Source organism: Enterococcus sp. AZ196, assembly GCF_050498845.1.
GTDB lineage: Bacteria > Bacillota > Bacilli > Lactobacillales > Enterococcaceae > Enterococcus_A > Enterococcus_A murrayae.
In genome coordinates this window covers 934,906-948,916 of the sequence record NZ_JBIPAM010000002.1, presented here as the reverse complement: position 1 = coordinate 948,916, position 14,011 = coordinate 934,906, and the positions used below count along the sequence as shown (strand labels likewise).

The 14,011-nt window shown below is 37.1% G+C and carries 6 protein-coding genes; all 6 read right to left on the bottom strand.

Going from position 1 to position 14,011, the window contains the following annotated elements; translation table 11 throughout:
• Positions 1–40: 40 nt before the first annotated feature.
• Entirely contained in the window at positions 41–3,958 is a 3,918-nt protein-coding gene (locus IGI67_RS22165) for a bacterial Ig-like domain-containing protein (RefSeq protein ID WP_429959316.1), read from the bottom strand.
• A gap of 28 nt (positions 3,959–3,986) precedes the next feature.
• On the bottom strand, positions 3,987–5,429 hold the full coding sequence (locus tag IGI67_RS22160; RefSeq protein WP_429959315.1) for a helix-turn-helix domain-containing protein: 1,443 nt from the start codon (positions 5,427–5,429) through the stop codon (positions 3,987–3,989).
• Positions 5,423–5,995 carry a bacterial Ig-like domain-containing protein gene (locus tag IGI67_RS22155; protein WP_429959314.1) on the bottom strand — a complete coding sequence of 191 codons (573 nt, stop codon included), beginning with the start codon at positions 5,993–5,995 and terminating at the stop codon, positions 5,423–5,425. The genes IGI67_RS22160 and IGI67_RS22155 overlap by 7 nt, the downstream gene beginning before the upstream one ends.
• Positions 5,996–6,068: 73 nt before the next feature.
• A complete protein-coding gene (locus tag IGI67_RS22150; RefSeq protein ID WP_429959313.1) occupies positions 6,069–12,644 on the bottom strand; it encodes a bacterial Ig-like domain-containing protein in 6,576 nt (2,191 codons plus the stop codon).
• A gap of 56 nt (positions 12,645–12,700) precedes the next feature.
• Positions 12,701–13,060: a hypothetical protein gene (locus IGI67_RS22145; protein WP_429959312.1), complete on the bottom strand. Its 360-nt coding sequence runs from the start codon at positions 13,058–13,060 to the stop codon at positions 12,701–12,703.
• A 54-nt stretch (positions 13,061–13,114) separates the two neighbouring features.
• Positions 13,115–13,735 carry a winged helix-turn-helix domain-containing protein gene (locus IGI67_RS22140; protein WP_429959311.1) on the bottom strand — a complete coding sequence of 207 codons (621 nt, stop codon included), beginning with the start codon at positions 13,733–13,735 and terminating at the stop codon, positions 13,115–13,117.
• Between the last annotated feature and the right edge of the window lie 276 nt (positions 13,736–14,011).

Genomic DNA, 14,011 nt, shown 5'->3' with positions numbered 1-14,011 from the left:
TTTCGTTAACAACAGTTAATTTTTCTATGCCATTCGTTTATTACTTAGTGCTTTTTTTCTTTAAATATGCTAATGCTATACTAACAAAGACAAGCATCGCTCCCACCAAATTAACAGATGGATTGACCGAATCATTTGTTTTCGGAAGCACTTTACCACTTTCGCTAGACCTATTATATGTTGTATGAGAATTTCTTAGACTAGCGCCCCCATTTCCTGACGTTGTTTTATCTAAAACAACGTTCTTGGATATCTTCTTATATTTATAAGCAACCTGAACAGTTGATTTTTGGAATTTTCCCGTTTTATTTTCTGGAGATTCAACTAACTCATAATTTTCGATAGTCTTTGGTTTTGTTTCATATGACTCTCCAATTTCACCAGACAATTGCTCCGCTTTGCTTATCTCTTTATCATCCATATCTAAATACTTTACGATTACGGTTCCCTTATCGTCTGTCTTTGGACGATCTTTCACTGTAACTGCCGCAACTTCTGAGGACGCATCATAGGAGTAAGTCACCTCGTACTCTCCGACTTTGGTATTGTCCATCTTACTATCATCAACCGTTACATTCGCGAATGAAACTGAGTTGCCGTCCTTGTCAAAAGCACTATCAAAATTGTCCTCTGCCTTCCACGGATCATTGACATAGATTGTCGAATCGTGGACGTTGACTGCTGTATTGCGTTCTTTTACTGTGATTGTTGCAATTGCTGTTACTCCATCATTCGTATAACTTACTTCATAAGCGCCAACTTTTTGATTATTCATTTTACTGTCGTCAACCATGATATCTTTGAAAGTTACTGTTGCTCCGGTTTTATCCAAAGCACTATCAAAATTATCTTCTGCTTTCCATGGATCATCTACATAGATTGTTGAATCGTGGACATTGACTGCTGTTAAACGATCTTTTACTGTAATCATTGCCGTTGCGGTCACGCCATCGTTTGTATAAGTTACTTCATACACGCCGGCTTTTTGATTGTTCATCTTGCTGTCGTCAACGGTGATTTTATCAAAAGCAACAGGGTTACCATCTTTATCCATTGCGCTATCGAAGTTATCCTCCGCCCTCCACGGATCATTTACGTAAATCGTCGAGTCATGCACATTTACATCAGTTTGTTTTGCCTTGACTGTCACTTTTGCTGTTGCGATTACACCATCATTGGTGTAAATCACCTCATAGACTCCTACTGTTTTATTATCCATTTTACTGTCATCTACAGTGATATCTTTGAAAGATACTGTTGCTCCAGTTTTATCCAAAGCGCTGTCAAAATTGTCTTCCGCTTTCCAGTCATCTCCCACATAAATCGTTGAATCATGAACGTTGATCGCTGTCAGTCGATCCTTTACAGTAATTGTTGCAATTGCTGTTACCCCATCATTCGTATAAGTTACTTCATACACGCCGGCTTTCTTATTATTCATTTTACTGTCATCTACAGTGATATCTCTGAAAGATACTGTTGCTCCGGTTTTATCCAAAGCACTATCAAAATTGTCTTCTGCTCTCCATGGATCATTTACATAGATTGTTGAATCGTGGACATTGATTGCTGTCATTCGATCCTTTACAGTGATTGTTGCAATTGCTGTTATTCCATCATTCGTATAAGTTACCTCATAAACGCCGGCTTTTTTATTATTCATTTTACTGTCATCTACAGTGATTTTATCAAATAAGACTGGAGCTCCATCGATATCCATCGCGCTATCAAAATTATCCTCCGCCTTCCACGCATCTCCAACATAGATCGTCGAATCGTGAACATTCACACCCGTTTGTTTTGCTTTGACTGTGATTTTCGCCGTTGCTGTCACACCATCGTTTGTGTAAGTTACTTCATAAACACCCGGAATCGTATTATCCATCTTGCTATCATCAACAGTAAGCTTTGTAAAAGCAACGGGAGTCCCATCTTTGTCTAAAGCACTGTCAAAATTATCTTCTGCCTTCCACGGATCATTCACATAAATTGTTGAATCATGGACATTGACTGCTGTCAGTTTTGGTTTGACAGTGATGGTTGCAGTTGCTGCTACACCATCATTTGTGTAGATAACCTGATAAACACCCGCTTTTTGGTTATTCATCTTACTGTCATCTACAGTAATTTTATCAAAAGTGATCGGCTTTCCAGTTTTGTCTAAGGCGCTATCAAAATTATCTTCAGCTTGCCATGAATCTCCGATATAAATCGTTGAATCATGAACGTTGACGGCCGTCAAACGATCTTTCACTGTAATCGTAGCCGTTGCAGTCACACCATCATTTGTATAAGTTACTTCATACACGCCAGCTTTTTTATTGTTCATCTTGCTGTCGTCTACAGTCAATTTATCAAAGGAGATCGAATTTCCATCTTTATCTAACGCGCTGTCAAAATTATCCTCAGCAGTCCAAGCATCCCCCACGTAAATCGTTGAATCATGGACATTGACCGCTGTTTGACGGTTTTTTACGGTAATGGTTGCAGTTGCTTTCAATCCATTAATTTCATAATCCACCTTATAAACACCTGCTTGAGATGTGTCGGCCGAACCGGTCACAACTCCGCCTTTGGCAATAAAATCAGCATAATCCGTTGCCACACCTACTCTGTCTAACAATTCGTCAAAATTATCTTCAGCCGCCCATGAATCTCCCACATAAATCGTCGAATCATGAACGTTTATAGCGGATTGATTTTTCTTATAGTAATAAGTAATCGTTTGTGGTGTCTTTTTGTCAATTGTACCAATCGCATTCGTTGGTAATCTTGTGTCATCAATATAATAATCAGGAATATCTAGCTTATACTCTGGCGTTGTCGCATCAAACGAATCCCCATCAAATCCTGATATTGTCTTTGATGCATGGAGCGGTTGATTGTTTTCATCCAAGTATTGAACAGTTACGTTGTTGAAGGTTTGTTTGACAACATACGTAACTGAAATATTTCCTGAAATATTGTATAACGGATGCGCTCCTGGATACCCGGGAACATTGCTTGGATTAAAATCAACTAAGTAAGATCCCTCTTTTTTTAAGATAATATCTGTTGATGTAAAATCAATCGCATCACCGTCATAGCCACCGGAAGGGCCCAACTTATTGCCATACATATCAGTAATAGGTAAAGGGATTGTAACCGGCAATTGATCAAAACCAACAACAAAGGTTCCAGAATCCCCTAGTATTTGATTATCAAAATTGAAATAGCACGCATGCCCTAGCGTCGTAACCGGCGAAATATCAGAAATAAAATTTCTCGATAAGACTACCGAATTCAATTGAAAGCAACTTGATAGATCAGGTAAATCATAAATTTTATTATCTGAAGCTGATATAGATTTCAAATTGGGTAAAGTCGTGATCATACTAATATCACTAAGATTATTCCAACTGACTTTTAAATCTTCCAGTTTTGACAATCCTGATAATGGAGTAATATCAGTTAAATTATTTTCCGAAGCCGTTAGATCAATTAAATTTTCTGCATACTGAAGTCCCTCAAGTGAGTTAATACCTTGATTATGGACATTCAATGTTTTCAAATTTAATAGATCAGCTTGCTTCAAATCTTCTACGGCAATTCCTAACCTTGTAGCAACTGCTTGTTGTAAGGTTTTGTCTGGCATCCATGTATCAATATTGGTGTCAGCTTTAGGAGTTGGTGTTCTTAGTTGCTCTTGACTAGAAACAGTGGCTTCAGTGGCTTCTCTTGATTCTTGTGTTGATTCACTAGAAATAATGGAGCTTTCTTGCATCTTCTCTTTTTCACTGTTCTCCAGAGGATTCTTCACTCGGAGGTTTTCAAGAGAAGAGCTGGTTGTTTGGCTCTCTTGTAGTGAACTTGTGGTTTCTTCTAATTTTTCCGCAACAACGATACTGGGAACTGAATCTGCTAAAAAGCTTGTTATCACGAATGTAGTTGCTAATCTGACAAAATATTTCTTATTCATAAATGTTCTCCCAACATAAAATAGATTTTTAATCAGTTTGTTTTTTTTGTGCGTCGTACTTATTATGTGAAATAGTAACTACATGATCACCGAATACTTCCCAATCTTTTGCTCGAGGTGGTGACAGCCAAATAATCGTCTGGTCCAATAATTCTTGATTGACTATATGATCTGAAAGAATCAGATCAGTATCCGGTCTTAAATGAGAATGGAATTTAAAATTGAAATTAGAGAAAGTGGCTATATTCTTCTTGATGAATTCATTGTACGCATCGCCATGGACAAAATTCACAAAAATATTAATCTCTGATCCGACAGTGCTATAAGGCATTATGTTTATGATTGACAATAGTAAATCAAAGAAAAACGATACCTTGTTGTGAGAAGCCTCTTGTTTTTCTTTCACATTCTTTTTGATGAAGCTGAAGCAGCTGTAAAAGTATTCCGGGAAATTTTCTTTGAAATAGGTCAAATCAATCTCTCGTAAGAAAACATCTTTGCATATGTCAATATACAAATAATCAAAGATGGTATCCTGCAGTTTTTCATTTTCGAGTAATTCCCTATTTACCGTGGAACTAATCGAGGATTGAAGCTCTTGATATAACGCATCACTATATTCTCTGCATAGAGTAAAATCCCTTACTATACCGTGTGCCTTAAAATCAATATCTCTGATATTTCCGATTAAACTAGCAGTCTCATTCTCGACATCCTCATCATTCAGACCAGACTTAATCAGCCAATCTTCACAAACTTCTATTAATTGCTCATTTCTGATTTCTAGTGGGTAATACGTTTTACTCAATACATTTTTTTTCTCAGCCTGAATGCGAACAAGGGAGACTAAAACATAATGTTTAAATCGACTTGAACTTGAGTAATGCCGGATACTTTTTTTCAAATCAGTTTCTAAATGAACGAAGTCTGCTTGAGCAGCAAGTGAGTAAAGCGAAAAACTGTCTTTATAGACTTTATAAAACAATGCTGAAAAAAACTGACGAATCAGCATTTCATCTCCTTGAATATGTCCTTTACCATCAAGCGAAAGGTTGTATTCTTTTAATTGATGGTTCACTCGATCAAATAGTCGATGGACACTAGTACGGCTAAGATAATTTTTTTCAGAATAGGATTTCTTTGAACCAAATTTATTGAAGAAAATACTTTTCAATAATAAAAATTCTTGTGATTGACTTAAATATTCTTCTTCCAGTATGTTTGAACTTACATAATACTGTTGCTGAAATTCAATTTGATCTTTGTCAATCGTAATATGAAAACTATTGTCCATCGGCAAACTAAGTGCATCCTCATTGAGTTCTCCCACGAGACTTTTTATCAAATAATTTGTATATCCTAATTCTTTTTCAAGTTCAACAAACTTTGTAGTGGCACCCAAACGATTTTCTAAATAGCGGAACAGAGTAAGTTTGGTCTGACTTCTTTCACTAATAAGTTTGTCTAACATCTTTCTATTCTCCTTTGTCCAAATAATAGCGTGCCGGACAAGTAGTAGCCTAAAGTAACTTGATTAAGATGTTCATTTCCACCACTACTCAATTTCTTCGGTTCAAATTCTAGCTCTGACTTTTTAAACAAATCTTCATTTAAAACAATCGGATCCGACCGATAACTAGTGCTTTTTGATAGCAGCTTAGCCTCCAGTTTCTGCATCGGTGAGTCTTCTACTTCAACAGTCGCAATCGCAACTCTATTTTTATATTCAAAACGTACTTGATAGATACCAGGTTTATTTACATCTACATCAGAAGTGATGGCAATCTCTTCAAAAGCCAACGGGTACCCATCTCTGTCAAAAGCGTCAATAAAGCAATCAATAGCTTCCCATTTTGAATGCGTATTGATTTTCATATCCCGTAGATTTATTTGGGATAAATCTTTTTTAACAATAATTTTAGCTTTTCCTTGGGCTGTGTTCTCTTCAATAGCAAATACGTTATTTTCAGTATTTTCTAAGATTTGAATTAAGAATGACAGTGCAAATAATACTCTTAAAAATTTTTTCCCCTTCATGAGAGATACTCCTAACATTTTGGTAGAAAAACTGTGCCAAGTTTTTCTTGGCACAGTTACCTCTTAATCCAAATTATCCTCGTTTACGTTTCCTTCTGAACCAAGCGATTATTGATGCGATACTAATCAGCGAAGCGCCTGAAACAATTGGTACAATCGAATTCGTTTCACCTGTTTGAGGATAGCTCTTTTGACTCGAAGTTACTGTACGACTAGCCGTATCTGGCAGCGTGTTCGAGCGAATATTCGTACTAGTATTGCCTAATTTATCATTTTGACCTGTCTTAACAGGAGTTGTACTGTCTGTAGTGTTCGTTGTTGAGCCTTTTTTATTATTTAGCACTTGAATTTTGGCAATTGCTGCTAATGAGCTTGGCAGCTCCGTTCCCCCTGCTCTGCTCGCTTTTTTAGAAGTCTCAAGAGCGTAGGTTACCTCATACGTTCCAATTTTACTCATATCGACTTCGCCAGAAACAGTCAGATCACTTAATTCCAAGCCATTTCCATAACGGTCTGTGGCAGATACGAAATTGTCTTTCGCTTCCCAAGTACCACCAATATAGATGACTGTGTCTTTTACAGTAATACTCGATTTATCTTTTAGCACAATCACATTGGCAGTTTGACTGATATCTCCCTGCGTAAATGTCAGCTGATAAGTTCCTGCCTTTTTCGAATCAACATTTTTGTCGCCAGTTACTTTAACATCTTTGAAGGAAACTTCACTGCCATCTTTTGTTGTGGCATTAATAAAATTATCTTCCGCTTTCCATTCATCACCTTCATAGATCGTCACGTCTCTAACCGTTAATGTTTCTTGATTCTCGACCACATGAACAGTTGCTTTTGCTTCTTTGGCTTTATAGCTGTAGGTAACTTCATAGTCGCCCACTTTATCTACATCAACAGCGGTTACTGCAGGAGCAGTTACTTGATCGAAGGCTACTGCCGTTCCAGCTTTATCCGTTGCTCCAACAAAATTATCTTCTGGACTCCATTTTCCACCGGTATAAATGGTTGAGTCTTTCGCAGTAATACTTGTTTGATTTTTCAAAACAGTCACTTTTCCAGTGGCTTGTTGATCACCGTATTCATAAATCACTTCATAAATTCCTTCTTTTGAAGGGTCTACCGTGTCATCTCCAGTGGTTTTCACCTTTTCAAAAGCGATAATACTGCCGTCTTTTGCTGTCGCGCTGACAAAGTTGTCTTCTACCTTCCAATCATCGCCTTCGTAAATCGTGATATCTCTAATAGTCAATGTCTCTTGGTTTTTTACTACATGGACTGTGACCTTAGTTTCTTTTCCATTGTAGCTATAGGTAATTTCATAGTTTCCAACCTTTGAGACGTTTACGGCGTCACTCGCTGGTGGTGTAATCTGACTAAAATCTACAGAAGCACCAGTCTTGTCTGTTGCACTAACAAAGTTATCCGCTGGATCCCAAGAACTGCCTTCATAAATAGTCGAATCTTTAGCAACAACTGATGTTTGATTTTTCAGTACAGTGACTTTTCCTACTGCTGTTTGATCGCCATGAGCATAAGTGACTTCATAATCTCCGGCAATACCGGTGTTAACTAAATTGGCATTGGTTACTTTAATATCTTTGAAAGCAACTGCATCGCCGTCTTTGGTTGTTGCGCCAACAAAATTATCTTCCGCTTTCCAAGCTTCTCCTTCATAAATTGTTACATCCTTAACTGTTAGTGTTTCCTGATTAGCCACCACATGAATGGTTGCTTTGGCTTCTTTGCCGCTATATTTATAGGTAACTTCATAATCTCCAACAACCGCACTATTTACTGCGTTACTGGCCGGTGCTGTTATTTGGCTAAAGTCTACAGCCGCACCTGTCTTATCTGTTGCACTGACAAAATTATCAGCCGGGCTCCATGAACTATTTACATAGATCGTTGAATCCTTTGCGACGATACTTGTTTGATTTTTCAAAACGGTTACTTTTCCGATAGCTGTTTGACCGCCATACACATACGTCACGTTGTAACTACCTTCTTGATTTACGTCGACCAAATCATCTCCTGTTACCGTGATATCTTTGTATTCTACTTTCATACCGTCTTTTGTCGTAGCATTTACAAAGTTATCGGCAGCGGTCCAAGTATCCCCTTGATAGATTGTTACATCTTTTACTGTTAACGTTTCTTGATTAGCAACTACATGAATGGTTGCTTTGGCTTCTTTGCCGTTGTATTTATAGGTGACTTCATAATCACCAACGACCGCAACATTTACCGCGTTGTTGGCCGGCCCAGTGATTTTACTGAAATCTACCGTTGAACCATCCTTATCAGTAGCAGAAACAAAATTATCGGCTGGATCCCAGCTGCCCCCTACATAAATCGTAGAATCCTTAGTTAGGATATTCGTTTGATTTTTTAGAACAATGACATTTCCTACAACGGTTTGTTTTCCATAGGTGTACGTTACTTTATACGTTCCTTCATTGGCAGTATCTACAGCATCTGCACCAGTAACCCCTACAGCAGAGAATGCCACTGCTTTGCCATCTTTATCCGTTGCAGAAACAAAATTGTCCTCTGCATCCCAAGAATCCCCTTCGTAAATCGTTACATCTTTTGCTTTTAATGTCTCTTTACTATCTACTACATGAATAGTTGCTTTGGCTTCTTTTCCGTTGTAACTGTACGTAACCTCGTAATCACCAAGCGTCGCAGTATCGACTTCATTCGCATTTGGTGCTGTCACTTTATCAAAAGCAACTGGCTTGCCGTCTTCATCCTTCGCGCTAACAAAGTTATCCTCTGGTGTCCATGTTTCGCCAACATAGATCGTAGAATCCTTAACAACGATTTCTGTTTGATCAAGCTTCCAAACGGCATAAAGTGTCACTGAACCATTTGCTTTGTCGGTCAGATTTTTAACAGCACCCTTATCTTGGAATTCCTTTGAACCAGAATCTTTTGTTGACCATCCTTGGAAAATGTAATTTTTACGGCTAAATGTATTCTCAGGAATAGCTTTTTCGACATCATAAATCATTGGCAGGTCAGCCATCGTCCCTGTACCGCCGTTGGCATCAAATGAAATCGTATAAGTATTTGCTTTCCAAATTGCATAGACTGTTTTATCCGAAGTAAAGCTGATTTTCTCACCATCTTTAAAATCTTCCACAGTAGCTACGTTTGAATTACTCCAACCCACAAACTCATAGCCTGTACGTTTTGGTACTGCTACCTCAGATAAATTAACTGTGTTGCCGAAGCCATATTCTTTTGTTACTTCATTTGGTTTGCTGCCAAAATTCTCGTTGTAGGTCACTTTAACTGTTTTTGCTCTCCAAACAGCTTTCAAATCTACTGTTGTTTTTGAACTGCTGCTTGTAAAGTCAATGATGTCTCCTGGTTGATATTCTTTCTTGTCATCATCCTTATCAACCCACTTCACAAAATCATAACCTGTCAGTGTAGGAACCTTATCTGGAATAGTTACTGAACCATCACCATTAACATCAAGCAACTCGCTTTGGCTTTCAGGAATGTCAGTCGCATTTTCAACACCCGCCGGTAAATAATCTGGCAAGTTTTGATCAAAATTGATTTGTGCCACTTCCGTACTAAAGACAATTGAATCGCTCTTCGCATTTAGAGTGGTTCCCGAGCCTTCTTCTTTGGCTGAATATTGGAATTGATTAATCGCTTTTTGATTGTCTGCATCAGGAATCAAAAAGTTCAGGACAGTGTCCAAACTATTATTTGGTGCAACAACTTTTAAACCAAAATCAATAAAGACCGCTGTTACATCTGTGACATCAGCAGGTTTTGTAGTAGTAAAACCATAAGAGGCAATTTTTGCTGCATCCCAACTCTGCAGATTCGATTCATAATTTGGCAACTCAGAGACTGCTTTGGTCGTGTAATAAACAGTAGCTCCATCAACACTTTCTAAACCTGCAAAGGAAACATTTCCAGTAGAACCGCGACCATCGTTCGAAGATGGAAGAATATCGTACAAACGGACATTACTAAAATTCGTATTCCCCGTATTTTGGATAGTTGCCTTCATCTGAGGCGTACCACCCTTTTCAACAGCGAAGTTCGTGGTATTCGACCAATCGTCAGAAGAACCTTTTCTCCCAGCTGTTCCACCGCTCAGCTTGGTTGCATAGACGACAGATAGTGGTGTATGTCCCCCGCTAGCCGTATATGAATTAAGCACAGAATTATCGAAGCCAAATGACTCAGCTACAGAATCGCCTAAATTATTTGTAATTCTCATTTGTGAAAATGTTGGGATATTATGACTTGCTGTAGCGTAAGCAACATCATATTTCCCTACTTTGGTACCCGAAACTACTTTTAATTCCAATGGGATAGAAAATGAAGGGCTAGTGCCATTCTTTTTTGCAATTCCAGTTGCTTCAAATTTGTAGTAATTGAACCTACTGTCTGAAGAAAGCAAAGTTACTTTGACAGAATCAGGATAATCGACTCCAGAAACTAAATCTTTATATTCTTTATAAGTATCAGGATTCTGTAATTGTAATTGTTTAGGAATACTGACTCTAACTTCAGGATTTGTCCAGTTTCCGAGAGCTTTTTCAGTGTTATATCCATTGATATTGTAATGAACTGTCTCCCCTGGTTTCCTATCTGTGGCATCACTACTTGTTACAGATACATATGCATCAGTTGTATGTGCCGGCGCGTAATAAATATTTCCTATATTAGACTTTTTAGACGCAGGCGTAGGTAGCTTGCCATCCTTCTCATCATCATAATCAAATGTCCAATAAGTCGTAGCTTTTGTGACACTATCCATAGCTATTTTGGTCCCGTCAGGCCAAGTATTCGAATCCCAATTCTTTGCAGTATAGTTAATCCTAAAGCCATTTTTAGAAGGCAACTCTCCTTCTGTTTGTCCATCGGTCCCCATTGGCACCACTACAATCTCACTGATAAACTCATTTTCATTCAGATTAGGCAATCCGACTTCTATTTTAGTCGTACCCAATCCACCATCAACTTTTCTCGTTGCACTAGTTTTTGCATTCTTGATGACTACTTCTGTTCGATAATGACCTTGTACAGCACTGCTGTCATTCGTATCAATTAATCCGACCACTACAACTGACTCATAGTTAATCTTCGAACTAACCGTTTCATCTTGAAAAAGAGTAGCTTTGGCATTTTTTATTGGCTTTTTACCTACGTTTTTAGTTGTTTGATTATGAATATAGGCATACCCTGTATTCATGGAGATACTTACGGACGAAGGATCACCAACTGTAACCATAGCTTCCTTAGACCCACCCGTAGAATTTGTAGCAGGGTTGTATAAATTCCATTCTTCTAAATCCGACTTTATATATTCTTTAGAGCCTTCTACAGTTGTCACTTTTCCATTTATTTTTTTGTAAGTCATTCCGAGTGTGACGTTGAATGTTTCTCCATTTTGGATACTAGATGGTGGCGTAAATTCCGCGTCCACCATTCTTCGGTTATCATTTACGTCTCCTGCATAAGCCCAAACAGGAAAACTAGAGGTGGCATCTTTCATTTTAGTGGAAAATCGGGTATATCCTACTGGAATTTCTGAATTATCTACAGATGTTTTCCCATCTGTTCCAAACGTATTTGTATAAACTGAATTCAAAGAAGAGCCTGTAGGTACCTGGACCCACATTTGGTTGATATCTTCATTGGTCATATCTAGTAAGCTATATTGATTAAATCTATTAAATAGATAACCTCGAGTACTGATTGGACCACTAGTATATTTTTCATCTGTTGGGTTAAATCTTTCCATCGTCACAGAAAAACCATCTCTAGTATTAGATTCAACATTCATTGCATCAGTGCTGGCAACTTCTGTTTGATCTGAATCATAAGTAGTCGCTTTCAGGCCTTCCCAAATAATCTGATCAGCTGGAATTTTCGCATTGTAATCATCATTAAATTTGAAACGTAAATTTAATGTCTCAACGGTGGTAGCTGTTTTCTTCAAATGAATGACCAGCTTATTTTCAGCTAGTTTTTCTTCATAAGATTCCACAATCGAATCCTCACTAGGTACTCCTGGATCAACAAAGCTAAAAATCGCATCTGTCATTGTGAAATGTTTAAATGTTGGATTTGATGGATCTGGTGTAAAACCATAAGGTATCTCAATCGTTGCTCCTTCGACATCAGCCTGACTAATTGATATAGCCAACGCAACCGTTAATTCTGTCGGCTTCACACCAGAAACAGGATCTGTATACGTCTGAAATTTCGTAGGTGCATTGATTCCAACTTTTATTCCATCAGTTTGCAGGCTGCTTTTTTCTAATTTTGCTGTATTTTCTTCTTCACTTTTTTCTGTTTCTTCATCAGTCGTACTTTCTTCAGTCACTTCAGATTCAGTATCACCTTTTTTTGAAGCATCTTCAGAAGTTCCTTCCTCATCAATTGTTTGCTCTGCGTCCATCGAATCACTAGACTCTGCTACAACTGTATCCGAGTTTAAAATAGCTGTATCTAGTTCTGATTCAAGAGTGCCTTTTGCACCTTCAGTATCTGTTTGACCAGTAACTGAAGTCTGCTCAGCTAATACAACAGCCGGTTGTATCACAGGATTCGAAGCTATAATTGCAGTACCTATAATTGCAATTGACTTTTTTTTCATTTCTATTCTCCTTAGTAATAATTTTTTAAAACACAACAATTTTCAAGCATGTAAATTTAGCCGTATACGACACTAGCTATTGCTTCACGCAACTCAACGGTACTCGCATTTGTCTTGATGAAATCATAGGTTGGGTTTCTGGTTTTTTCATCTTTCATATCAGCATTTTCAGTTTCTCGAAAGAATTTGTAGGGTACATTGTTAATTCTTGAAAAAAGTTTATCCACTTCAGGATCTGAAACAGTTTCACTTATGATGCATAAATTAAAATAATTCATCGCTTCTTTATCAGGTTCTCTCTCAATAAAGGTTTCCAAATAATTATTAGTAACGAAAACTTCGTGTCCTAAGAGCTGTAATATCCGCTGCGTTCTCTTTTCAGTTAAAACATTTTTTGTGAGTAATAATATTTTCATAATAATAATTCACGATGCTCCTTTCACTTTTATAAAATTATTGTCTGGCTAGTTCTAGTCAATTCTTGAATAGGCGTATCCTTTTCCCCATAAGGTTCTGATTTCGTGAGTCAGGATTGAATTTTCCTTCATTTTTCTATTTATTCTTTTTACCAATACAGATAGTTGAGATTTTTGAGAGCTTGTACAATCCCCATCCCAAACATGCTTGCAAATTTTTTCACGGGAAAATGCTTCATTCTCGCTGGCACTTAAGAAAGAAAAGACTCGCTGCTCATTTGAACTTAAATTTAGATTTTTTTCTGTATTATCTTCCTTTACGAAGTTGTCTTCTTTTACGTTATAGGCATACTCCACTTTTTCTTTTATCGTTTCCAACGTGTCATCTTGAGCAACCCAAGTTATTTTCGATATATAGGGATTTTCTTTCCCAAAAGAAGTCTCACATTCGAATAATAGTCCCATATTTCCTTGTGAAATCTTAGACAGTATTCTTTCATTTCTACTTTTTGAAATGGTGTTGCTAATAATACAAACATCAAACTTAAATTTAAGAATATCCTCGATATTTTGTAGAAAACTTTTATTTACAAAAACCTCATGACCTAATTGTTGAAGTTTATTTTGAAAATTTTCTTCAGCAAGGATATTTTCGGTCAATAATAAAATCTCCAACGCTATTTCCTCCCTCATATAATTAATAAAAAAACAAAGGTAATAATAAAGAAATGTAATTATATTCTCATTTCAAAACAAATTGTAACATAACTATAATTGATAGTATATTTCTTTAACGTTATATAGTGACCATTTTTTTGAAATATACGATAAAAAATTGGTCACTATTTGCTGATAACCTAAATTGATCATTAATTTAATCATATTTCCAATGATGAGAACAAATAAAAAAAGAAACAAATGAACTTTCATAAAAACTAAATTTCATCTGTT